The sequence below is a fragment of the Niabella terrae genome (assembly GCF_054783135.1).
Map to the genome: position 1 here is coordinate 1 of NZ_BAAGRD010000014.1, position 24,471 is coordinate 24,471.

Genomic DNA, 24,471 nt, shown 5'->3' on the forward strand with positions numbered 1-24,471 from the left:
GATTTTGCTGCTTTTTTAAAAGAAGTCCGCGGATACTAAAGCCTTGGATTGCAGTACCATAGCCGAGATGTATGGTATATCACCTAAAAAGTTCCAACGGCAATACAAAAAGAAGATAAGTGACTTTTAGAGTTAGGCGTGCAGGTCTCATGCAGACCGCTGGTTGCTATTCCCGAAGAATATGTCAGAAGAACTGTCCATCGACGAAGTGGCATTATCAGGAGGAGAGCTTTACACGGTTGTTACTTCTATGCAGGCTAAGGGCAGGAAGGGATGCCTGGTGGCCATCATCTTTGGAACAGATTCTGATACCGTCATTGCTCATTTATCCAAGCTAGACAAGCCTTTGAGGGATAAGGTAAAGGAAATTACGCTGGATATGTCAGGGTCAATGAAACTTATCGCTCTGAGGTGCTTCCCTAAAGCTACCCAGGTTATAGATCGCTTTCATGTACAGCAGTTGGCCAGCGAAGCTTTACAGGAAATAAGGATTAAATATCGTTGGGAGGCCATAGATAAGGAACACGAACTGATCGCAAAAGCGAAGGCACAGGATAAGCCCTACGTCCCCGAAACACATATCAATGGTGATACAACCAAACAGCTACTGGCCAGAAGCAGGCACCTGCTGTATAAGAATCCCGACAGATGGACCCAAAATCAGCAAGCGCGGGCGGAAATCCTCTTTCACCTATATCCTGACATCAGAAAAGCTTATGAACTTACTGACAGCCTGCGCAGTATATACAATCGAAGAATTAACAAACCGGTAGCAATGACCAAGCTCGCGCGCTGGTTTAACCAGGTAGAAGCATCCGGATTCAAAACCTTCAACACCTTACTGAAAACCATCAAACATCATTACAATAATATCCTCAATTACTTCAATCAGCGTAGTACAAACGCTTCAGCAGAATCATTTAATGCTAAGATAAAAGCCTTTAGAAATCAGTTCAGAGGCGTCAGGGATACGAGGTTCTTCCTGTTCAGATTTTCAAATATTTTTGGCTAAATCCCCAGGTTTTGTACTTGATCCGGTCTAACCCCTTCAGTTTCGCTCCATTCGGATCCGCCTCCCCAACTTTTGAGATTGATCCCTCAAAGGCCTGTCTAACCTAGATAAATGAGCGATGAAGGATCGATAGATCCGCGGATTGCGAATGATCCCATTAAGTCATCCTGCCTTCCTTTTACGAAAAAATCCGTTGTACATTTTGATATACAACGGATTCTGTCTATTTTTTGGTTGCGAAGCCAGGGATCGAACCTGGGACCTTCGGGTTATGAGCCCGACGAGCTACCGCTGCTCTACCTCGCGATGCAAATATAGTACTTTTCTGCTCACCAGCCAAACTATTTTTAATTCCGGACCGCCATAAACGTCCCCATCGGGTAGAAATAGCCAGACTTGAGTGTCTTTACTTGGCAGGTGTGATGATGATATTTTTAAATTCGATAGGACCATGATCACCCTGGAGATATAGCGGGCCGGGGTTGCCTTCATGGCTGTCCAGAGCGCCACCGGTAATACCCGGGATCTCCTGGTTGCTGATGACTGTCTTGCCATTGGCGACAATAGTCACCATCCTGCCTATCAGGGTAATATCATAGGTTTGCCATTCGCCAGGACCTTTGGAATGCACTTCACTGGGTGTGAGAAAACCATATATACCACTGAAATTTACATTGCTGGGATGTTCACTTTTATCATTATCCAGAATCTGGGTCTCATAGCGACCTCTTAAGTATACGCCACTGTTGCTACCTTTCTGATAGCGAAACTCGATATGCAGTTTAAAATCTTTAAAAGTTCGTTCTGATACCAGATTAACACCGGACTGAGGGCTGGTCAGTATACCGTCTTTCACGACCCACTGGCTATTTGCGCCCATGGCTTTCCAACCCGAAAGGTCCTTACCATTAAACAGTTTAATGGGACTACCCCAAACTGGTGCTTTCTCTCTTTTCAGCAAAGGCGCTTTTACGCCGGTAAAACTGCATTTTTCTCCATCCGGATATGTGATCGTACCAGAAATCCCATCGTTGTTCAACTGTCCATCCAGTTGGAGATTGGCGGGTTCAGTTTCCCATTGTGGTGGAATGGCAAAGGAAAATTTGCCATTATCAAACTTCACTTCTGCCACAGGGCGCGCGCTACCGGTTTCTGATACAAAATACCCTACCAGGGTTTTGTATCCTGATAACTTCACTTCCAGCCAGGAGGGCTTCTCCTCCCCTTTGCGGGTTACGGTTATATCCCAGCGTCCGATCAGATCGGCGGGAGCGGCGGCGGAAACAATATTTGTCAATAGAACGACCACAGCGGCAATGAAAATTTTTCTTAGCATGAATATAAAATTTTTACATTTGAAGACAAGGATCAATCTCCGATTAATTTCCGGCCATGCAAAAAGGTTATTGCAGCGTCGGGCAACAATCAGGGTTCAGCCAACAAAAAAACAATAAAAACAGTAATAAGAGAAATATAATTTGGGGATCACCCCGGACTGCCTTTTTGGTTGGCAGCTCCTTCACCGTTTAATCATTATCATATGGAGACCGCCAGCATTCAATTTTCCTATCAGGTTGCAGAAGACCTGAATGAGCTTGGGGACTCAGACCGGGAACTCGTCCAGGCAGCCCGGACGCTTACCCTGAACGCTTATGCTCCCTACTCTGGTTTTCAGGTAGCGGCTGTCGCCCGATTGGCGGATGGCACTGTGGTGCAAGGAACCAACCATGAAAACGCCTCCTTTCCGGTCGGCGTTTGTGCGGAAAGGATTTTACTCGGAGCGATCACAACGGGCTATCCTGATGCCCGGATAGATACCGTAGCTGTCAGCTACCGTGCTGCAGCGGGTAAAAGCGATCGTCCGATTTCCCCCTGTGGCATGTGCCGGCAGGCATTACGGGAATATGAAGAAAGATTTGGCCAGCCGATCCGGCTGTTATTATCGGGACAAGAGGGGCGCATCTACCTGATTCCTCAGGCGGGAGAACTACTACCACTGGCTTTCGGTTCCGGGGATTTAAAGTAAGCAGTCTTGTAGGCAGCGGTTCAGACGGCAAGCGTCTGTTTTAGTTTTGTTCATAATCAAATTCCAGCTCCACTCCTGTCTGGCCCTGATAATTCACCATGGGCATACTGAGCTTGTACAGGACCAGTTTTTGTCTGGCAATCTGGGGAAACTGATTTTTAATCTTCTGAGCGAGCTGGGACAGGAAAGTTTCCAAAAGTTCGCGGGGATGGAGCATTTCTGATTTGGCCAGTTCATACACGGCCGCATAGTTGATGGTATCCTGCAAATCCTCGATCAGCTCCTTATCTGTACGGAAGCTGATGGAGATATTGAGTTCAAAATCATTGCCCAGCCTTTTTTCCTGCTCATAGACACCATGGTAGGCAAAAAAGCGGAGTTTTTGCAGATGCAGTGTTACCAGCATATCAGAAAAATCTATCTGTAATTAATTAAACGCCTAATTCTCCCAGATAACGCTCCGCATCCAGGGCAGCCATGCAGCCACTTCCGGCAGCGGTAACCGCCTGTCTGTAAGTTTTATCCTGAACATCGCCTGCAGCGAATACACCGGCTACATTGGTTTTGGAAGTACCCGGTATTGTCTGTATATAGCCCGTTTCATCCATGTCGAGAAAGTCCTTGAAAATATCGGAATTGGGCTGGTGACCAATCGCCACAAAAAACGCACTTACCGGGATATCACTACTTTCACCCGTCTGGTTATTTTTCACCCGCACGCCTTCGACTTTCTGTTCTCCCAACACTTCCTCGGTTTCGGTATTGAAATGCACTTCAATATTCTCAGTCTTCAGTACCCGGTCCTGCATCACTTTACTGGCTCTCATGGCATCTTTACGCACCAGCATATGCACTTTGGTGCAAAGTTTAGAAAGGTATAATGCCTCTTCGGCAGCAGTGTCCCCTGCGCCTACAATGGCCACATCTTTGCCCTTGAAAAAGAATCCGTCACATACAGCACAGGCACTCACGCCAAATCCGTTCAGCCTTTCCTCACTCGACAGGCCCAGCCATTTAGCCGAAGCGCCGGTAGAAATAATTACCGCATCTGCCTCAATAAGTTTCTCCTCGTCAATCCAGACTTTATGCGGATGGCTGGAAAAATCTACTTTGGTGGCAATCCCATAACGGATGTCCGCTCCCATTCTTTTGGCCTGTTTTTCGAAATCGATCATCATTTCCGGACCCTGTATACCATCGGCATAGCCGGGATAGTTTTCAACTTCAGTCGTAATGGTCAGCTGCCCTCCGGGCTGGATACCCTGATAGAGTACCGGATTCAGATTGGCCCTGGCGGCGTAGATGGCCGCAGTATAGCCGGCCGGACCGGAACCGATTATTAAACAATGTATCCTTTCAATTGCTGTTTGTTCTGCCATAAATATATTTTACTTCCGATAAATACAAATATAGTAGGAAAAGGTTTATCCGAAAGCTTGTAGCCACTGATTCCGAATTGGATAGCTTCAAAAAGCCTTCGGGGTCCCCGCCGATGGCAATTCCTAGCAGACCCCGGAAAATGGAGTGCCGTTCGGGAATTATGGATCGGGTTGAGACTCCCATCCTTCATTTGAGCCGGTGTCAGGTTCACACAAATAAGGGAATCGCTAAACCGATTTTTTACCCTAACTTGCTGTTTTACTTTTTTCATAAATTATTGGTAATGACCTCACCACTTCAAACCATTCCAGCTGCTATTGTGCTTAGTCTGGGCATCCTGCTGGCCTGCAATAAAGGAAAATCAGCATCCGGCCAAAACCCGGTCACTGACACCACCGATACGACAAAGCCTCCTGTCGATAACAATGACGGCGACCCGCCTCCCGGAGGCGTTTCAGGTACGCCCTTTTTATACGGTTCTAATATGGGTTATTATCCAGGCTGGACCGATGAACAGTTGGCTGAAATCCTCCTCGGTTCACAGAATGCGGAAGGCGCCGGCGTCAACAGCCTCAGACCGGCACTCTATGATGATTTTGTCGCTGTCTGGGGCTATGATTTCCGGGTTAAAACTTTTCAACTCTACAGCCAGTTAGGGGCTAAAGACAATGTCATCTTCCTGAACCAGCCCAGAGAGGCGTATCGGGATAAGACTATCTATTGTGATGGTCATCAATCCATGACATTTGCCAACCTCTATGAACCCATCTGGAAAGACGACGGCCAGATCAATGAGGAGAATTACTATGCGAGGTATGTGTATGAGCTGGTAAAACGCTATGATCCTTATGTAAAATATTGGGAAGTCTGGAATGAGCCGGATTTTGCCACAAACTGGGACGCCACACAGACCTGGAAAAGCAGGGATCCGGATCCCTGTGACCTGACGGGATTCTATGCCCCGGTGCAAAAATATGTCCGGATGCTCCGGATCACTTCTGAAGTGGTCAGAAAACTGGCGCCGGATGACCTGGTATGTCTGGGGGGTATCGGCTATGACGGTTTCTTACATGCCATACTCCGTAATACGGATAATCCTTCCGGTGGAACCGTTACCGATGCCTATCCGCAAAAAGGCGGTGCCTGGTTTGACTGTGTCAGTTTTCATGTTTATCCGATGTACTATTTAGGCAATAGCAAGAATTCTGACCGGGCGGCCCAGGCAATAACCGACCACCGCAATGATATGGAAGCGGCGCTGGCAGCCTATCAACTCGGCGGAACAAAGAAATACCTGATTACCGAATTCAATATTCCCCGGCGGGTGGTGAGCGGTTATATCGGCTCCGATGAAGCCCAGCGTAATTTCATGATCAAAGCGGCCCTAGCTGCGCAAAAATCCGGAATCGACGGCATTTATGTCTTTGCGCCCGCAGAAGCCAGTACACCAGGTGTAGCCACCAACCCCTTTGACCTGATGGGCCTGTATGAAGCTTTACCGGCGACGCCTTATCAGGCCAAGATTACACCCTCGGGTATTGCCTGGCGCACCATTAGTCGGTTATTGAGTGACCGGCTCTATGATCCCGCCCGTACGCAAGCCATGAAACTGCCTTTCAATGTGGACGGGGGGGCTTTTTATTCCGCAACTACAAAGGACCATATCTATGTTCTCTGGGCGAAAGCATCTGGCAATAACGAAACCGCTACTGCCAGCTACAGCTTCCCTGCTTCTTTTAATATCAGCAGCGCCACACAGTATAGCTGGGATCAGCAAAGCAGCCAAGTGAGCGGCACCCTTACTTTAAGTGCGGCGCCGGTATTTGTTCAACCTTAGAAGAGCTTGGGGCAATAACCTCCTATGGATCCTTAAGTCAAAGAAATGTATTTAAGGATACCAGGATAGTCCATGGATATCCCGTAACTAGGTCCTTTGAAATGTTAATTGCTGAGCCCACCCTCCCAGCTGGAGGTAAATCCGCCGGAGGTCGAAATTGGATTCACTGATTTTCCTGTTGGAGCTTTTTTTGAAAATTCTCTTCGCAGCGGTCCAGTTGCTTGTCATAGCCGGCACGACCCATGAACACCTTCGGATTATAGGCATCTCCGGGCATGTGTTTTTGGTGCAACCCAAACTGACTGGCATGGGCCGCTACCCAGATATCAAATCTCAGACCCCGCATTGCCTTGAGTGTGTATTCATAATCCTCCCGAATCTTAGGATATTTGGTAATACTGGAGAACTTTTCATCCACGATTATGGTCGGAATATTGGCTAGTAATACGTTATAACTACGGTGCTGATCATTTACATTGGCGATAAAGCTGCTGGAACCCTGGGTATGGCCTGGATGAGCAAGGACCTTAATGGAAAGTTCACCGAGTCGGATGGTCTCTCCATTGGATAACAGGCGGTCCGGTGCGGCAGGTTTAAAGCTGACGCCCAAATAGCCGGTGCCGTAGTCGGCCAGGCCACCAGTGCGCATCGCAGCTGCATCACCTTCAGACACATACAAGGCTGCACCGGTCGCTTTTTTGAAATCCGCCACAGCGCCCACATGATCATAATGCGCCTGGTTCGTGAGTAACACCTCTATGTCCTCCGGTTTAAAGCCTAATTCGCGAATATGACGGCTGATCATCTCAAAAGAAGCAGCCGTACCGGTATTTACCAGAATATGTCCGGAAGATCCAGTCAGCAGATAGGCAGCCAGGTCATAACTCCCCACATAGTACATATTGCCAACGATCCGGAAAGGACTATAATCCCTGACCCAGTTGCTGTCGTTGATCGGCTCATTAACCGACTGTGCGGTTGCCGGAAAAAAAGAGCCGCAGCAAATAAGCAACACTATCCAGACACGCAAAATAGCAGTACTGGAGCAAGAAGTAACGGAATTAAAAGTTTTCATGGCGCTAATTTCAACTATTTCTCTGAATTAAAAATAAAAAAGCTGTGGATCCAGAGATTAGATTAGAAGCACTTCTTAGCCCATTGAATGAATAGGTCTTAACTTCATATTCTCCAAGATTCACTAAGAAACCACATATGACCAGTTTATCGGCGGAGTGAACTGTATAGGTAGCGCAAATATGAGATCACCTCCTTCAATTTAGCCGTTTTAAATAAATCTTAAAGCTGGACACTGACTTTTTTCTCAACACACAGGTTAAGGATGTAAGCATTGATTATCAACCACATACTACTTCGTATCTACTTCAATCCTGAAACGCCGCTCGAAAGAATGTAAATATTTTACATTATCCTGTAAATTAATTAACTTTATAAAAAAAATCATGGATAAAGACACGATAAAAGTTAACAAAAATATTAGAGCGAAAAAAGGGAGGAAAGCAACTAGTAAAACTGATACAAAGTCAGTTCGGGGAAAAGTTACTAAAGGCAGAACGGACAGGCACAATGAAAAATCTCTTTTGAGTAAGAATTCCGAACCAGAATTTAAAGCGGGCAATGCCGGTGCGATTAATGTAATCAAAAAAGGCATTACCCAAGGCCAATTACTCAACCTGAAGGAAAAGATAGGTTTAGACTATGAAAAATTATCTTATATCGTGGGCGTAACGCGGCAAACGCTTACGAAGAAGGACAAAAACGCCACCTACAAAGTTCCTGCAAGTGAAAAGATATACAGAATCGCAGAGTTATATTCTTATGGTTATTACGTTTTTGAAAATAAAGAAGGGTTTAATGAATGGATGCGTACAGAGAACGCAGCATTAGGTAATAAAAAACCAATCGATTTTCTGGATACTATGTACGGTTTCCAGGAAGTAAAAGATTTAATAGGCAGAATCGATTGGGGTATTTTTTCGTGAACTACCTATTGGCTAAAGACCAATGGGCTTCGTGCTTCACAGCGACTTGCTAACTGCTCCGAAGAGTTAGAAGTCTTACTTATCGCCCCACACGAGTACGCGCAAGTCCTTTACGAGGTTTTAACATCTTATACTGATGTTGCAAATTTACTATATTATACGAAAAACAATATTGTGCCTTAGATCCCAAAAGATAAAGACTTTAGGGTTTTACAGCACATTATATAAACCAGACCTATGAATGTTTTTAGAATAACACAGAATAGGCATCTAAGCGAAGATCTACGTGGCATTGGAGCCAGTTTGTATCCGGGACGATGGAACAAAAAAGATATTCCATGCATATATACGGCTGAATCTCGTGCACTTGCATTAGTAGAACATATGGCAAATGTCACAAAAGCCACCTATATAGGATCCTCATTTACGCTACGGAATATTTTTGTTCCGGATGAACTGATCGTAAAAATTTCAACTGAAATGATTCCTGCAAATTGGCGAGATAAGCCGCCACCTATGGCAACAAGAGTCTTTGGAACAGAGCTTTTGCAGAGCAAGAAGGGCTTAGCCTATATACTGCCTTCAGTTGTTATCCCTCAGGAGTTTAATATAATCATTGACCCCACTCATCATGCTATAGAAAATGTACTAATTATCAATGATGAGCCTTTAGCATTTGATTTAAGACTCAAACAATAGAATTAACTATTTTCTATACCGAGGTCAAAGTCTGTTTTGGACTGATAGCCCAAAGACTTGACATAGCCATAACCGTGCGGGCCGGATCAAACCGGCACATCAGCTTGTCTTCACTTACGTTGATGCACATTTTTCCGTTAACCAGAAAGGCCAGACCACCGAACAGGCGCTTTTCCTCAATCTGGAATTCCTTAAAACCGGAAAGTGCCGTTCTTACTTTGTCTGCCCATTGTATGCTGCAAGCCATAGATCAGTTTTAAGGAATGCACACAGCTAGAATTCTTTTGGGTTACTCAGGGTCGATATTGCATCCCCAGATTATACATGATGAAAGACCAGATATCAGCCGCCTCGTCAATAACTTTATCGGTGGGTTTGCCAGCACCATGACCCGCATTGGTTTCTATGCGAATCAAAACCGGGTTTTTACCTTTATGATACGCCTGTAAGCGGGCTGCGAACTTGAATGAATGTGCCGGCACCACCCGGTCATCATGATCGCCGGTAGTCACCAGAGTAGCCGGATAAGCTACCCCCTTTCTTAAATTATGGTAGGGCGAGTATTTATACAGATAGGGGAAGTATTTGGCGGAATCCGCACTTCCATACTCTACGACCCATCCCCAGCCTACGGTAAACTTATGGAACCGCAGCATGTCCAGCACTCCTACCTGGGGTATGGCAACTTTAAACAGCTCGGGACGCTGTGTCATGGCTGCGCCTACCAGCAGCCCCCCATTGCTGCCGCCGCGGATGGCCAGCCGGTTGGTTTGTGTATACTTTTCACGAATCAGGTATTCAGCAGCACTGATAAAATCATCGAATACATTCTGCTTATTCAACAACATACCTGCCTTGTGCCAGGCTTCGCCGTATTCGTTGCCGCCCCGCAGGTTCACGACCGCATATATACCGCCCTGTTCAACAAAAAAAGCATTGCTCACACTGAATCCCGGCGTCATGGGAATATTGAAACCACCATAGCCATAGAGCAGCACCGGGTTATTTCCATCTTTTTTCAATCCTTTTTTAAAAGTGAGAAACATGGGCACCCGGGTGCCATCCTTGCTGGTAAAAAAAACCTGTTCGGTGACCAGATATGCCGTGGATATTTTCAATTCGGATTCCCGATACTGACTGGATTTTCCTGTGGCGATATCGTAATGATAAATGACCGGTGCGGTCGCAAAAGAAGAATAACTATAATAAAATGAGTGCTGGTCCTTTTCAGAGCCGAAGCCTCCGGCAGAACCGATACCCGGCAACTGGATCTCCCGGATCAAATTGCCAGAATAATCGTGCTGGTAAATCCGGGAAGCGGCATCTTTCAGATAACTGGCAAACAGATTCCCGCCACCGGTGCCGACCCCCAGCAGGGTTTCTTCCTTCTCAGGTATAACGGTCTGCCAGTTTTCCCTTTCGGGACGGCTGGGATCGATCTGAACCACCCGGTAATTGGGGGCCTGAAAATTGGTCTTGACCAGCAATTGCCCCCCGGTATTATCAATCACATCCGATTCGGTATCGAAACCGGCTACCAGGACTTTAAAATCGCCCACCGCTGCCTGCTGAAGATCTTTGACCCGGATCTCTACCCCACTGGTACCCTCTGCAATCGTCAGAATCAGAAAACGCTCATCTTCTGTCAAACCGGCACCAAAATACCGGAGCGGATGCGCCTTGTCTTCGAAAATCAGCTGATCCGCAGATTGCGGATCACCAATACGGTGATAATAGACTTTCTGATATTCATTCTTGCCGCTCAGTACTTCGGTCGACTTCGGAGCGTCATAGGCACTGTAATAAAAGCCCTCCTCTCCCTTCCAGGCTACACCGCCCCATTTGGTCCATTCAATCTTATCGGAAAGTAGCTTCTTATGCTCGACATCCATTACAAAAATTTCTTTCCAGTCACTACCGGCGCGGGCGACTGAGTAGGCGCAAAGCTTACCGGATTTACTGAATGCCATGCCGGATAGCGCAGCCAGTCCCTCCGTATTGAACTGATTCGGATCCAGAAAGACTTCGGCTTTCCCTGTAAGATCTTTGGTGCGGTACAGTACCGACTGATTTTGCAAACCATCATTTTTATAATAATAATACCAGTCCCCTTTTTTAAATGGGGTTCCGTAACGGGGATAGTTCCAGATTTCCCGCAACCGCTCTCCGACCTGGTCCCTGAAAGGAATCTGGTCCAGATAATCCTGAGTGACAGCATTCTGCTGCTTTACCCAGGCTTCGGTCTCCGGGCTGTTGTCGTCTTCCAGCCAGCGGTAAGGGTCCGGTACCCTGGTTCCAAAATAATCATCGGTAACCTCTCCTTTGGAAGTCACCGGATACTGTAATTGTGCCTGTATTTGAGAAATCATAAACATGGAAATAAACGATAGTAGTAATTTCATATCAGCAATTTTAGTAGTCCACGGTATTCTGAAATAGAGCTGCAAATTAGGGGCTTTTGGCAAATAATAGATCATAACCCCAATTGAATTTCACAAGCGATACCCATGCATCGTATTAATTATTGCAGTCTCCCTCCTGAATTCCCAATGCACCGGATGCGCCCATCGCTGTCCCGAACGGTTGTTCGTATGGAAAAATGCTTAAAAAGTGTGCATAGAACACGATATAATTTTATTATATTCGCAACTTCTTTTTTTCTAAAAACCATTTATGCAACAAAGTATTTTAATTCTTGCAGCCGGCGGTCCGGCACCAGGTATCAACACGGTAATCAGCTCTGTTTCCAAAATATTTTTAAGAAGCGGCTTTAGGGTAATCGGTCTTCACGACGGGTATAAAAACCTTTTTACCGGCAATGCTTCTACTGTCGATATCGATTTTGAACTGGCAGACAACGCCCTCACCCGTGGCGGGTCTTTCCTGCGCATGAGCCGCTACAAACCCAAGAATGAGGAATTTAAAACTGACTTCTTCGTCGATAATAATGTAAAACTACTGGTAACCATTGGTGGCGACGATACCGCTTCTACCGCCAATCGTATTTCCACCTTCCTGACGGATAATAAATTTCCGGTGCAGAATATCCATGTACCGAAAACAATTGATAATGACCTGCCGCTCCCGGACAATGCACCTACCTTCGGGTATCAGAGTGCTACAGAAGAAGGCGTGCGTATTACCAAAACAGTATACGAAGATGCCAGAACTTCTGCCAACTGGTTTGTTCTCTCAGCGATGGGTCGCGAAGCCGGTCACCTGGCTTTCAGCATTGGCGCCTCCTGCCAACTGCCCATGATCGTGATTCCTGAGATGTTCAATAAAGCAAAACTGGATCTGGGTGCCATTACAAAACTTATCGTTTCAGCGATCCTGAAAAGAAAAATACTGGGCATCAACTATGGTGCTGCCGTTGTGAGTGAAGGCGTTTTTCACTTCATGAGTGATGAAGACATTAAAAATTCGGGGGTACAATTTACTTACGATGCCCACGGACACCCTGAATTGGGTAATGTCAGCAAGGCACATATATATAATGTACTCCTGCAGGACAAACTCAAAGAACTGGGACTCGATGTAAAATGCCGTCCCGTGGAACTGGGTTATGAACTGCGCTGTCTACCTCCAGCAGCCTTTGACCTGCAGTATTGCACGTTACTGGGCACCGGCGTCAAAACATTATTTGACAAAGGGCTGACCGGTTGTGTGGTTACGGTTAACAATGCCGGAGAAATCGCACCATTATTCCTGAAAGACGTTACCGGGGAAAATGGGAAAGTAAAAACCCGACTGGTTAATATAGACGATCCCAAAACCAGACTGGTATTCGACAGCGTCATGCAGTACCTTACGGCAGATGATGTGGAAGCTGCCCGAAAATTTGTTCCTCATCCGGAAGAATTTGTGTTCTCCACAATTTTAGGCTGGAACTAGAACATTCAGTATATTTATAAGAGCTGCACTGGTTGCAGCTCTTATTGATTTACTATATTTACTAAATAAGTGCGTTGCTTTCCATGTAACGTGTATAATTTCAGAAATCTTATTATGGCAAAGAAAATTGCTTCAAAGAAAACGACGAATTCATCTCTTAAGGACGACGAAAATTTCTGTCGGACGAAAATAGTGGCGACGGTAGGACCCGCCTGTAATACTTATGATAAGTTGGAAGAACTTATCGCCGCAGGCGTCAATGTATTCCGGTTGAACTTTTCTCACGGTACGCATGAAGAAAAAAAACAGGTCATTGAATACATCCGGGATATCAACAAAAAGAACAGAACCCATACGGCGATTCTGGGCGACCTCCAGGGTCCGAAACTAAGAGTGGGTGAGATCGAAGGTGGCGGAATGATGGTCAAAGCCGGCGACAAGTTCCTATTCACCAGCCATAAAATCATAGGTAATAAGGACAAACTTTATATCCATTACCCCAATTTCCACAAAGACGTGAAACTGGGAAATAAAATCATGATCGATGACGGCAAACTGGAAGTGATCGTGAAGAAAATCCTGCCCAATAATGATGTACAGGTAGAAGTATTGCTGGGCGGCTATATCTCCTCTAAAAAAGGCGTGAACCTGCCGGATACCAAGATTTCCCTGCCAGCACTCACCCCTAAGGATCTGGCGGACCTGAATTTCATCATCGAACAGGAACTGGGTTGGGTAGCCTTAAGCTTTGTACGCCAGGTGGACGATATTAAAAAGCTCAGAAAAATACTGGACAAACATAAAAGCAAAACCAAGATCATCGCCAAGATAGAGATGCCGGAAGCCATCCCCAATATCCGGGACATAATCAATGCTTCGGATGGTATAATGGTCGCCCGCGGTGATCTGGGTGTTGAACTGCCGGTAGAGAAAGTACCATTGATCCAGAAAAATATTATCAAGAAATGTATTCACAGGGCCAAACCGGTCATTGTAGCTACACAGATGATGGAAAGCATGATCGACCGCACCAAACCCAACCGCAGTGAAATCACTGATGTGGCCAATGCGGTACTAGAAGGTACGGATGCCGTTATGCTGAGTGCGGAAACGGCTACCGGACAGCATCCTACCCTGGTAGTACAGACGATGCGTAAAATCATACTGGAGATTGAACGCACCGAATACAATTACGACCTGGAGGAAGTGCTGCAACCACAACCCCATTCCCCCACCCTGACCAGTGACGCGATTTGTTACAATGCCTGTAACCTGGCGCGGGATGTAGCGGCCAATGCACTGATTGGAATGACACAGAGCGGTTATACGGGTTTTATGCTCAGCAGCTATCGGCCCAAAGTACCCCTTTATATTTTCACCAAGCATGCCAGTCTGATCAATCAATTGAGCCTGGCCTGGGGTATCCGTGCATTTCTGTACGATGATGATCAGCGGCAACTGGACACCATCTTCTCCGACCAGATCAATATCCTGAAAAAAGGTGGTTATCTGAAAAAAAGCAATATCGTGGTAAGTACCGGTTCAACACCTGTACACCTGAAGATTCCTACCAATACCATTAAGATTACAACTATCGAATAATTGGAACACCCTACTGGGTGCAAATGAAAAGTCCGTAGCTTTTGGTAATACCATGAACTACGGACTTTTTCTATAGACGTCTGGATCGTTTACAAATTCCGGATCTTTATATTTCTGAACCAGACATTATTGCCATGGTCCTGCAGTCCTATCCGGCCCTTTTTATAAGTCCCGAAATCCGCTGCATTCTTAAACTTACTGCCCGCAATCAGCGTACGCCAGTTTTCATTCCATAGCTGGGTATCCAGGATATGTACGTCATTCAGGTAAACATCCAGCTTACCGTTGACACACCGGATCAAATAATGGTTCCATTCCAGTGGCGCATTTTCCGCATGGCTTGCTGCCGGAATCAGGTCGTACAGATCGCCTGCCTGGTGTTTGAATATTTTTCCATCAGGATGGCCTTCGTTGTCCACAATCTGTATTTCAGGTGCTGTATTCCACATCCATTCATACCGGTCTCTGTCTTCATGGCTATAAAAGCAGATGCCGCTATTCCCGTTCTTGTCAATCTTCCAGTCGATCTGCAATTCAAAATTTCCATATTCCTTATCGGTAACGATATCACCGCCCGATTTGGAGCTACCATCTTTTGTATTATCCAGATATAAAGTCCCGTTATCTGTTTTCCAGGCAGTACCGATGGTCTTGGAACCGTAACCATGCCAGCCATCACTGGTTTTACCATCAAATAATAACTGCCAGCCGGCTGCCTTCTCCTTTGCTGAAAGTACGTTCTGAGCTACAGGTGCGGGCGTAGGAGGCGCTTCAGGTTGTTGCTCCGGTTCGGGCGTTGGTGCGGCAGGTTCAGGGGTCGGAGCAGGCTGTGTCGCAGGCGCTGGTTCCGGACTGCGGTACACACGGGGGGCACAACTATAAATTCCAGCTGCAACCACTACTGCCACCAGGTATTGTTTTTTCATATACTAAGATTTTAAAGATTGAATCGCTTTACAGCCTGCATGCAGGCCGGCCATACCAAGCCTTCAGGGAATAGAAAAATCCTTTTTGCAGGCCGTTCGGGGAAAAACTCCCCTATTTTTTATTTAATAAAAGAATATAGGCGACCATATCCTTCGCGTCATCCAGTGATACATTGGGATGCGGCGTCATCGGCACTTCGCCCCAGACACCGGAACCGCCATCTATTACTTTCTGGGCCAGTTTCGTGATCGTCGCTTCATCGGCGCCGGCATATTTTGCCGCTACTTCACGGTAGCCCGGTCCTGTCAGTTTTTCGTCGATTTTGTGACAGGTGGGACACTGGTATTTGCCGGTGAGTTCCAGTCCTTTCTGATAGACCGGATTTGAAGACAAATCATCGGCCGGCGCTGCTGTTGTTGCATCAGATCCGGGATCAGTGGACGCGGGCTTTTCCGAGTCTCCGCCGCCGCAGGCCACAATAGAAGAAAGGATAGCTAATGAGAGTATTATTTTTTTCATCTGCAATATTTTATTAAATTTTATGTTCCCATCCAAAGCAAAACAATAATTCCGATGGTCCCGAATGAATAAAGGGTTTCCAAAAGCATGTGTGCTGCCCCCTGAATTCACCGGCTAAAGTAATCAGTAATTATGAAAGACCCAATACTTTTTTATTGAGATCCGAATCCGGTACTGTAGCGGCAAAATCGTCAAAAGCCTTCTCGGTAACCCGAATAATATGGCTTTCAATTAATGCAGCTCCCTGACGGGCGCCATCTTCCTGATTTTTCAATACATCTTCCCATTCCATCACTGCCCAGCCCTTGTAATCATATTCGGCGAGCTTTGAAAATACAGTTTTGAAGTCTACCTGACCATCACCAGGTGTCCGGTAGCGCCCGGCCCTTTTCAGCCAGCTCTGGTAACCACCAAAAGTGCCCTGCTTGCCCGTTGGATTGAACTCGGCGTCCTTGACATGGAAAGCCCGGATCCGCTCATGGTAAAAGTCGATATACTGGATATAATCCAGGCATTGTAACACAAAATGTGAAGGATCGTAGAGCAGACAGGCCCGAGGATGCTGTTTGACTTTCTCGAGGAACATTTCGTAAGTGACACCGTCAAACAGGTCTTCACCCGGGTGGATTTCATAGCAGACATCCACACCGCATTCATCAAAATAATCCAGGATGGGCGTCCACCTGCGCGCCAGTTCGGTAAAGCCCTCATCCACCAGTCCTGCCGGTCGCTGGGGCCAGGGATGGAAAGTATGCCATAACAGGGAGCCGCTAAAAGTGGCATGGGCGTTCAGCCCCAGGTTCTGAGACGCCTTGGCCGCATATTTCAGCTGCTGTATCGCCCATTCGGTTCTTCCCTTGGGATTGCCCCGCAATTCCTGTGGTGCAAAGGCATCAAAAAGCAGGTCATAGGCGGGGTTCACCGCCACCAACTGTCCCTGCAAATGGGTTGATAGTTCAGATACTTCCATGCCGTACTCGTTGATGATTCCCTTGATTTCATCGGCATAATCCTTACTTTCTGCCGCCAGTTTTAAATTAAAAATAGCATCATCACTGGTGGGTATCTGAACGGCCTTGAAACCGAGCGACTGCGCCCAGAAACAGATCGATTCAAGCGTATTGAAGGGTGGCTCAGTGCCCAGAAACTGAGCCAGAAAAATACCGGGGCCTTTTAGTGTAGTCATATATTCTTAAGGATATTATTAAAAGCAATAAATCTATAGAATATATCCGAAATAAACCAATACGGGCAAAAGTTTTAAAATCTTTAAATTGCAAAGGACTGCATCAAATATTAGCGGGTCAATTGTTTAATTGAATAAATATCAACATAGTTTATTGAATAAAATTGCCAGCGCCATCGCCCGGATAAAATATCCCGGCGTGCCGCCTGAGTACTTTTATTTTTACAGAGATACGATTGTCTGTAAGATGATTCAATCCAGATATAATTTTCGGGATTATCTAATAAAACGCCCCTATAAGATACTGGATTACGAGGGTGAATTCGCCAACGAACTGCAGTTTGCCCTCCCCCATGCCTACTGGCATCATCAAAATGGCAGTTTACTTCGTACCCGGTCGCTGGCCGGTACCCGGCAATTTTATTATTTCTCCGAAGATCATCAGGAATCCTTCGCGAACCGATCCAATGCAGGCAATTACAATTTTGAATTGCCCCGGATACTTTACAGCCAGGACTATCGAATTAATAAATGGCTGCCGCCGCCGTTAAAGCAGCAATACAAGAACGCAGTTTACCACTATAACAAACCTTTGTTAGTTATCGCCAACCGATATAATATGGAATGGGACGGTCCGCCGGTCAGTTTCCTGAGTATTGAACTGCTTGATATACTGATCCGTCAATTAAAACCGCATTACCAGATTATTTATAACCGGCCGGGGGCTTCGGATATCGTCAATGACAACAGCGAAATCTATGATCTGGGAGAGTTTGACTGGCTGAGATCTACCCATCCCGAAGTTTTGTTAATGGGCGATTTGTTTAAAGAAAATAAAATTTCCGCGAATAACTTTAATCATTTTCAAATGACCATCTATGCCAATTGCAATTTTTTCATTTCCACCCATGGTGGAACAGCGACCCTGGCGAGTTATTTTAAAGGTACCAATCTGATACTCTCCAAAAAAGGACCGGAACATTATTTTGGTTGTTTTACCCATTTATATCCGCAACTCTCAGGCGCCCGCATTCATCATGCGAGCGGAGAAAAGCAGCTGCTGGAGCTGGTATCCGCGAATTTTCTAAAATAAAATTTTTCTATTTTTTACGGGCCTTTTTAATGAAAAAATCGACTTTACGGCCTTTCGAATCAACAGAAACTAAAAATCCTACAATTATAAGTGCAACAACAATATAGGCAGGATCGGGTGCTCCAAATAATCCAAAACAAGGCATAGTTATTGTATTTTCGACCATTATTACATTAAAAATAGTTATTGTAAGAAAGCGTTGCAAGCTCTCAACAACTATTCGTAAGGTTAAATTGTCAAATTTCCGATTTGATTTTTTTGAATTAAAAAACATTAAACTTCAGTAATGCGTCTAAAGTCCATCTTAGGCAGGAGGGAATTCTATGTTCCAACATTGGCCTTCATATTCTCCTGTACCATTTTTTCGTTCGGCTGTCAGAAAACGTCTGCAGCTTATGATGACAACGGAGTGTCCGTTGTTGACCCTGGTAAAAATCAGGGTGATTCTGTGATCTTAACAGATTCCACAACCATCAAAGATTCCACTAAATACAAAGACTCCATCCGGATTGCAGATTCCATAAGGATCGCTGATTCGATCCGTGTAGCGGATTCTATCCGTGTAGCAGATTCACTAAGTCATCTGGAGCCCACGGACACGACCGGTACAGGAACAGGTACCGGCACAGGTAACGACAACGACGATGATGACGACAACAGTGGCGGTTCGGGCAGTGCCAATAATGGTGGCGGGTCAGGCAATGGTACCGGGACCGGAACAGGTACCGGGTCAGGCAGTACGACCGGCAACTCCAGGGTGATTAATGTGGGAGAAGGTTATGGAAATCTCACGATTGACGGCAACAATCTGGTTATTAATGGCAGCAGAAGCAGTTTCAAGAACGGAGACCTGGTTAAAATCAAAGGCGGCTCTTACAGTGCGATCACCATCAGAAATATTAAAGTTCCGGCAGGGCAGCGCGTAACCATCGTCAATAACGGACTGATTTCGCTTTCCAACGGTGCGCTGCTCAATCTGATAGACCTGGATAATGTCACCGTTTCCGGCGCAGGAACATCAGCCAGCGACAGAGGTTTTGTATTTGCCAATAGTAATTATCGGGCGATTATGCTGAAAGGGCTGGTGACAAATTTCACCCTGCAGAACGTCCTGTTCAAAAACGTAAGGGATTATGTGATCAGTTATACGGATCTGAACAACCTGACTTACACCGGCGGCCAGGGTTCTTATGTCTCCAACCTCGCTTTCCTGAACATCGATGCCGATAATGTCGGACCATTGATCTTCCTGGGTGGTGACGTCACTTCCAACGGATATAAGGGCATGATTAAAAAACTGGAAATTGCCCATCTAACCTGTGTCAATTCCCCCACCCCGGGCTCGGTAGTTTCTGTAGGTAATGTAGAAGACTTCCTGTTCCATGATAACTATATCAACAATATCAACCAGAACAATAACAACCACAACGGTGTATTCTTTGCCAGGGGTAACGGTAAGTTCTATAATAATAAAATCACCAACCACGAAGGTAATGCCCTGCGGTTGTGGTTATACAGTGTAGGTAGTACCAAAACGGTAGAGATCTACAATAATATTGTTTACAACAGCCGTAAATACAGCGGTTTCGAACTTCAGGTAACCCCTTATATCAAAGCCAGCTCTGTTTTCAAACCAGCCAATGCCAAAGTATATAACAATACCGTAGGTAAAATGAATACCGAAAAAATGAGTTTCCCAGGTCGACTATTGGATTTTTACAATACCTATGGCACGCTGGAGCTATATAATAATCTGGTATTTAACAACAATGACAATATCATTCTGAACAATATGTCCAGTTCAAAGATCATCAGAAATGAGAATAATATTTACAAGGCGAACGAATCTGATGCCGTGCAAAGCACCAGCAGTTTCCGGACCAAAATCAGCGGTGTAGGCGCCACCTTGTAATCGCAGGATCAGGTTCTGAAAGTCATCTGATTATTTTTTGAAACCAGTCTCTAAAAGGACTGGTTTCTTCATTCCGGAACGGATTGTAACAGACGGCTTTCAATCATGTCGAGTACATTCGCATCTGTATCCAGGTCGAATTTTCGCGCAAAAAAATGTGGACTGTCACGCAGATGATCAAAATCACTGGTTCCAAGAATGGCTGGATGCGCCTGCTGTTCCTGCCAGTCAATATAGCGAAGGTTATTATTTACGGCGGTCTCCCGAAAAGGCGAATTCAATACCAGTGTGGGAAAAATAATTTCATCAATACCCCAGGTCATACGAATGAAATCCCGGACTTTCTTATCATGCAGGATGGTCTCTGCCATATGATAGGCGCAGGCCGACTGCAGGGTCCACCAGGTCGCACAGTTACCGCCCACCAGTTCCCATTCACTAGGCGCCGAGCGCTTGGGTAGCACGGTATTGGCAATACCTTGAAAGAAATATTTAAACCGGACATCCAGTTCGTTAAAATGGTATTTCTGAAAGCGGCTGGCACCGGTATGCCACCACTTGTCGGCCTCCGCTCCTGTCATATAGGATATAAACTGCTGCTGCTGATTCGCACTTAAAAATTCGATGAATGCGTCCATGGATTTTATAGGAAAATCCTGGGCACTGATCAGGTTGATAAAATCATATGTTTCACCTGAAGCCCTGATTTCCCTTAACGCATAGGCCACGGCGTTCACGATACTGGGACCGCCCCAATGCAGGGTGGTACGCATTTTTACAAATTGCACACCGCTGATGGATTTGGCCGCTTCACGGAAAGGCTGACAGTCGAATTTCCGGTCGACATGGACATAGGTTTTGGCATTGGGATGTGCCAGATTTTTTAAAAGCCTGCCCAGCAATAAGGGATGCTTATGGGCAAGGACTAAATGACAAATTTTCACGGACTAAAATTAGCCGAAGAATCCAAATAGGAGAAATATACTTATCAAAATCACCCCTTTAAAGGGTTCAATTAGCAAATATTTTACAAATTACGCCTTTCCCGAGCCTCTTTCTGCCCATCGCCGGTCCGGACACCTTATTTTTGGCCAATAAATAGGTGCACAAACCGGCCTGCGGGCGTTCCCGCCTCCCCGGACAGGCCTCCGTTCCTGCACCTGTTTGCTCCCGGACAGCCGTTGCTGCAACTGGAAGCCCAGCAGGCGCAACTACGGTCACATTACAATATATTTGCAATTTCAGCGGATGGAGGAACCCTTGTTATATACAATGCAGCCGAACAGCCTGAAGTCTTTTACCGGACCAGCGGGCTTGTTATCTCTCCGGAACCTGCTGCAGGGATCCTATAGCATACCAATTAACCAAAATCAATGGCTCAAAAGAATTACTGGCTGAAAAATGCCATCATTACTAGTTTTCAGCATGGCAGTAATTTAGTACTTGGCTTCCTGAACTTTTATATGCTGGTCCGGCTGCTGACACCGAATGACTATGGCACCTGGATCATTTTTATCAGCATTATTACCATTGTTGAACTATCCAAAAACGGGTTGACCCAGGAAGCTTCCATCAAATACCTCTCCGGTGCCGGACAGACAGACAAAAGAAAAATAGTTTCCGCAACATTCGTCATTAATTTCTCCCTATCGCTGCTACTGACCATTTTATTGCTTTTACTGGCGCCACTGGCCGGTAGTATCTGGGATTCTGAGGTATTGCCCCTGATGCTGCAATTGTATACCATCACCTTTGTCATTTCAGGCATACAATCGCAGATGAACTGTATCGAGCAGGCTCACTTTCAGTTCAAAGGCAGTTCACTGGCACCTGCCGTAAAACAGTTGCTGCCATTTGGATACATCGCCTATCACTATTTTTTCAAGTTGCCGGCAGATCTGACCCTGTTGACGATCATGCAGATCCTGGGTGTCTTTGCGGCCACGTTGGTTTCCTGGGGCTTTACCTATAAATATATAAGGTTTACGAAAATCATAGATTTCAGCTGGATCCGAAAAATCATCAATTTCGGAAAATACAGCTTCGCCGTATGGGTCAGTACCATGTTAGCGGGTTCCATCGACCAGATGATGCTGGGATCCATGTTGTCCAAGGCAGCCAGTGGTATCTTTAATGTCACCATGCGCATCACCAACCTGACCGATATCCCCATCAATGCCATGTCCACCATTGTGTTTCCGCAGAGCTCCAAACGCCATGAAGCTGAAGGTGATGCTTCGGTAAAATACCTTTATGAGCGCTCGGTAGGTGTGATTCTTGCGGTGCTGGTTCCCTGCTCCCTGGGATTGTTCATATTTGCGGATCTGGTGATGCTGCTTATTGCCGGTGAAACCTATAGCGATGCAGTACCTTTATTGCGGATCATTCTTATCAACAGTCTGATAGCGCCCTATGTGCGTCAATGCGGTATCGTTCTGGCGGCCTCAGGTAGGGCAAAAACCAATTTTTATCTTGTGGCGTTCTCCGTACTGCTGATCGTTATTTCCAACCTGATATTTATCCGGTTTTGGGGTATTATGGGTGCTGCTTATGCCAGTGTTTTTGTGAATGTTGTGGCATTTATCATCACCCGATTTTTATTAAAACGGCTTTTCAATATTAATTACTGGCATCCCTGGATCTATGCCGTCCATTTTTATCCCGAGTTTTTTAAAAAACTAATGCGCAAAAAGGTTTAATCAGGCGGCAGGGTTTAGAGTGTTCCTTTTTTCAAAGCATTCACCGCAAAGTCACAGGCCCTTGCGGTCAGCGCCATATAGGTCAGTGAAGGATTCTGACAGGCCGAAGAGCTCATACAGCTGCCATCAGTGACAAAAAGGTTCTTTACGCCATGCACCTGGTTATTTCCGTTGAGCACGGAAGTCCGGGGGTCCCTGCCCATTCTGGCAGTGCCCATTTCATGGACTGTGCTGCCCGGCGGACGCCGGTAATTGAAACCCGAAACATCCGAGAAACCCGCCTTCTCGAGCATTTCCGTACAGCTTGCCTGGATGTCTTCCATCATACGATCCTCATTCTCTTTGTATTCAAAGTTGATCTCCACAATGGGCATCCCCCATTTGTTGGTATCGTTGCTGAGGCTGATTTTGTTATCGTGATAAGGCAGGCATTCGCCCCAACCGGCCATCCAGACAGACCAGGGACCGGGACGGGTTAAGCTATCCTTGAATCCCGGCCCGAAATCGCGGAGCTTTTCCTCTGCATTATCCATCCATTCTTTTCTTTCCCCATCACCCTGTATATCGTACCCCCTGATAAAATCCAGACCGCTGTCCGGACCTATATTCCTGAATCGGGGAATCAGAAAACCGCAGGGTCGGCGGCCTTTATAATACTGATCCTGCAGGCCTTCATAAACGGCGCTGGCTCCGGCGGTGGAATGATGATCCATCAGGTTATGGCCCAGTTCCCCGCTGTCATTACCCAGACCATTGGGGTACCGCCGGGAAGTGGAATGCAGCAGGATGGCAGTGGAAGCGATCGTGGAAGCATTCAGAAATACAATCTTCGAAAAGAATTCGAACGACTCCATGGTCTCCGTATCAATACCCCTTACCCCTTTCGCCTTTTGAGTAGCTTCATCATAAATAATTTCAAGTACCGTGGAGTAAGGCCGGATCGTCAGGTTTCCGGTGGCCATTGCCGCCGGTAAAGTGGAACTGTTGGAACTGAAGTAAGCGCCGAAAGGACATCCCCGGGTACAAAGATTACGGTTCAGGCATTTACTGCGGTTGCCGATGGATTCAGTTAGGTTGGCCACCCGGGCAATCGTCAGCAGGCGATCCTTATAGTTCTCGCGTATCGATTCCTTTAAATGCTGTTCCACGCAATTCAGCTGCATGGGCGGCTGAAAAATACCATCGGGCATATGGGGAAGGTTCTCCCTGCTGCCGCTGACGCCGATAAACTGTTCCACATAGTCATACCAGGGGGCAATATCCCGATAACGGATCGGCCAGTCAACAGCGATTCCATCCCTGAGATTGGCTTCGAAATCCAGATCACTCCAGCGATAGCACTGCCGGCCCCAGACCAGCGATTTTCCACCGACCTGGTTGCCCTGTACCCACCAGAAAGGCTTTTGCTGTACATAAGGATAATCCGTATCACGGATAAAGAAATCCCGGGAACCTTCGTCATAAAAATTACACTGAATCGGATTTTCATCCCGGTCCTGCTGGGTCTGCTGCATCCGGTTGGGAAATTCCCAGGGCTTTTTTAGCGCATGGGGGTAATCCTGACCATGCTTGACGTCCCGGCCCCGTTCCAGCAGGAGGGTTTTCAGTCCTTTGGCACATAATTCCTTGGCGGCCCAACCGCCGCTGATACCCGACCCTATAACGATGGCATCGTACTGCATAAT

The 24,471-nt window shown here is 46.2% G+C and carries 20 protein-coding genes, 1 tRNA gene and 1 pseudogene; 10 read left to right on the forward strand and 12 right to left on the reverse strand.

Going from position 1 to position 24,471, the window contains the following annotated elements; all coding sequences use genetic code 11:
• Window positions 1–154 precede the first annotated feature (154 nt).
• Window positions 155–1,012, forward strand: a pseudogene (locus tag ACYVI9_RS14210) (ISAon1 family transposase); the annotation flags it as partial.
• A gap of 231 nt (window positions 1,013–1,243) precedes the next feature.
• Here the strand turns inward: ACYVI9_RS14210 and ACYVI9_RS14215 are convergent.
• Window positions 1,244–1,318, reverse strand: a tRNA-Met gene (locus ACYVI9_RS14215).
• A 100-nt stretch (window positions 1,319–1,418) separates the two neighbouring features.
• Complete coding sequence (locus ACYVI9_RS14220; RefSeq protein ID WP_460765526.1) at window positions 1,419–2,348, reverse strand: 3-keto-disaccharide hydrolase; 930 nt, start codon at window positions 2,346–2,348, stop codon at window positions 1,419–1,421.
• Window positions 2,349–2,552: 204 nt separating this feature from the next.
• Between ACYVI9_RS14220 and ACYVI9_RS14225 the strand changes: the two genes are divergently transcribed.
• A complete protein-coding gene (locus ACYVI9_RS14225; RefSeq protein ID WP_460765528.1) occupies window positions 2,553–3,038 on the forward strand; it encodes a cytidine deaminase in 486 nt (161 codons plus the stop codon).
• Between the two features lie 40 nt (window positions 3,039–3,078).
• Here the strand turns inward: ACYVI9_RS14225 and folB are convergent, their stop codons facing one another.
• Both folB and trxB read right to left on the reverse strand, forming a co-directional pair.
• Window positions 3,079–3,444 carry a dihydroneopterin aldolase gene (gene folB, locus ACYVI9_RS14230; RefSeq protein WP_460765530.1) on the reverse strand — a complete coding sequence of 122 codons (366 nt, stop codon included), beginning with the start codon at window positions 3,442–3,444 and terminating at the stop codon, window positions 3,079–3,081.
• 25 nt (window positions 3,445–3,469) lie between these two features.
• Window positions 3,470–4,417: a thioredoxin-disulfide reductase gene (gene trxB, locus ACYVI9_RS14235; RefSeq protein WP_460765532.1), complete on the reverse strand. Its 948-nt coding sequence runs from the start codon at window positions 4,415–4,417 to the stop codon at window positions 3,470–3,472.
• A gap of 284 nt (window positions 4,418–4,701) precedes the next feature.
• On the opposite strand from trxB, the gene ACYVI9_RS14240 reads away from it, so the two are divergent.
• On the forward strand, window positions 4,702–6,255 hold the full coding sequence (locus tag ACYVI9_RS14240) for a glycoside hydrolase 5 family protein (protein WP_460765535.1): 1,554 nt from the start codon (window positions 4,702–4,704) through the stop codon (window positions 6,253–6,255).
• Between the two features lie 163 nt (window positions 6,256–6,418).
• Here ACYVI9_RS14240 and bla read toward each other — a convergent pair whose 3' ends face one another.
• Complete coding sequence (bla, locus tag ACYVI9_RS14245; protein WP_460765537.1) at window positions 6,419–7,330, reverse strand: subclass B3 metallo-beta-lactamase; 912 nt, start codon at window positions 7,328–7,330, stop codon at window positions 6,419–6,421.
• 385 nt (window positions 7,331–7,715) lie between these two features.
• Here bla and parS point away from each other — a divergent pair, with 385 nt between their 5' ends.
• Together parS and ACYVI9_RS14255 are read left to right on the forward strand one after the other, a co-directional pair.
• Window positions 7,716–8,255 (forward strand): type II RES/Xre toxin-antitoxin system antitoxin, encoded by a 540-nt coding sequence (parS, locus tag ACYVI9_RS14250; protein ID WP_460765539.1) that lies wholly within the window; start codon window positions 7,716–7,718, stop codon window positions 8,253–8,255.
• Window positions 8,256–8,492: 237 nt separating this feature from the next.
• Window positions 8,493–8,954, forward strand: coding sequence for an RES family NAD+ phosphorylase (locus tag ACYVI9_RS14255; protein WP_460765541.1), 462 nt, complete (start codon window positions 8,493–8,495; stop codon window positions 8,952–8,954).
• Between the two features lie 13 nt (window positions 8,955–8,967).
• Here ACYVI9_RS14255 and ACYVI9_RS14260 read toward each other — a convergent pair whose 3' ends face one another.
• Window positions 8,968–9,201, reverse strand: coding sequence for a TfoX/Sxy family protein (locus tag ACYVI9_RS14260; RefSeq protein WP_460765543.1), 234 nt, complete (start codon window positions 9,199–9,201; stop codon window positions 8,968–8,970).
• A 46-nt stretch (window positions 9,202–9,247) separates the two neighbouring features.
• Window positions 9,248–11,356: a prolyl oligopeptidase family serine peptidase gene (locus tag ACYVI9_RS14265; RefSeq protein ID WP_460765545.1), complete on the reverse strand. Its 2,109-nt coding sequence runs from the start codon at window positions 11,354–11,356 to the stop codon at window positions 9,248–9,250.
• 271 nt (window positions 11,357–11,627) lie between these two features.
• On the opposite strand from ACYVI9_RS14265, the gene ACYVI9_RS14270 reads away from it, so the two are divergent.
• Both ACYVI9_RS14270 and pyk read left to right on the forward strand, forming a co-directional pair.
• A complete protein-coding gene (locus ACYVI9_RS14270; protein WP_460765547.1) occupies window positions 11,628–12,848 on the forward strand; it encodes a 6-phosphofructokinase in 1,221 nt (406 codons plus the stop codon).
• 114 nt (window positions 12,849–12,962) lie between these two features.
• Window positions 12,963–14,450, forward strand: a complete 1,488-nt coding sequence (gene pyk / locus ACYVI9_RS14275; RefSeq protein WP_460765549.1) for a pyruvate kinase — start codon at window positions 12,963–12,965, stop codon at window positions 14,448–14,450.
• A gap of 89 nt (window positions 14,451–14,539) precedes the next feature.
• Here pyk and ACYVI9_RS14280 read toward each other — a convergent pair whose 3' ends face one another.
• The 3 genes from ACYVI9_RS14280 to ACYVI9_RS14290 all read right to left on the reverse strand — a co-directional run bounded on the left by ACYVI9_RS14280 (window position 14,540) and on the right by ACYVI9_RS14290 (window position 17,082).
• The gene (locus ACYVI9_RS14280) at window positions 14,540–15,376 is read right to left on the reverse strand and encodes a 3-keto-disaccharide hydrolase (protein ID WP_460765551.1); all 837 of its coding nucleotides are present in this window, start codon (window positions 15,374–15,376) and stop codon (window positions 14,540–14,542) included.
• 112 nt (window positions 15,377–15,488) lie between these two features.
• Window positions 15,489–15,896: a c-type cytochrome gene (locus ACYVI9_RS14285; protein ID WP_460765553.1), complete on the reverse strand. Its 408-nt coding sequence runs from the start codon at window positions 15,894–15,896 to the stop codon at window positions 15,489–15,491.
• Window positions 15,897–16,026: 130 nt separating this feature from the next.
• A complete protein-coding gene (locus tag ACYVI9_RS14290; protein ID WP_460765555.1) occupies window positions 16,027–17,082 on the reverse strand; it encodes a sugar phosphate isomerase/epimerase family protein in 1,056 nt (351 codons plus the stop codon).
• 154 nt (window positions 17,083–17,236) lie between these two features.
• Here ACYVI9_RS14290 and ACYVI9_RS14295 point away from each other — a divergent pair, with 154 nt between their 5' ends.
• Both ACYVI9_RS14295 and ACYVI9_RS14300 read left to right on the forward strand, forming a co-directional pair.
• Entirely contained in the window at window positions 17,237–18,175 is a 939-nt protein-coding gene (locus ACYVI9_RS14295; protein WP_460765557.1) for a hypothetical protein, read from the forward strand.
• Window positions 18,176–18,623: 448 nt separating this feature from the next.
• A complete protein-coding gene (locus ACYVI9_RS14300) occupies window positions 18,624–20,087 on the forward strand; it encodes a hypothetical protein (RefSeq protein WP_460765559.1) in 1,464 nt (487 codons plus the stop codon).
• 68 nt (window positions 20,088–20,155) lie between these two features.
• Here ACYVI9_RS14300 and ACYVI9_RS14305 read toward each other — a convergent pair whose 3' ends face one another.
• Window positions 20,156–21,031, reverse strand: a complete 876-nt coding sequence (locus ACYVI9_RS14305) for a beta-1,6-N-acetylglucosaminyltransferase (RefSeq protein ID WP_460765562.1) — start codon at window positions 21,029–21,031, stop codon at window positions 20,156–20,158.
• A gap of 429 nt (window positions 21,032–21,460) precedes the next feature.
• On the opposite strand from ACYVI9_RS14305, the gene ACYVI9_RS14310 reads away from it, so the two are divergent.
• Window positions 21,461–22,786 carry a flippase gene (locus ACYVI9_RS14310; RefSeq protein ID WP_460765565.1) on the forward strand — a complete coding sequence of 442 codons (1,326 nt, stop codon included), beginning with the start codon at window positions 21,461–21,463 and terminating at the stop codon, window positions 22,784–22,786.
• A 14-nt stretch (window positions 22,787–22,800) separates the two neighbouring features.
• Here the strand turns inward: ACYVI9_RS14310 and ACYVI9_RS14315 are convergent, their stop codons facing one another.
• Window positions 22,801–24,468, reverse strand: a complete 1,668-nt coding sequence (locus tag ACYVI9_RS14315; protein WP_460765569.1) for a GMC oxidoreductase — start codon at window positions 24,466–24,468, stop codon at window positions 22,801–22,803.
• Between the last annotated feature and the right edge of the window lie 3 nt (window positions 24,469–24,471).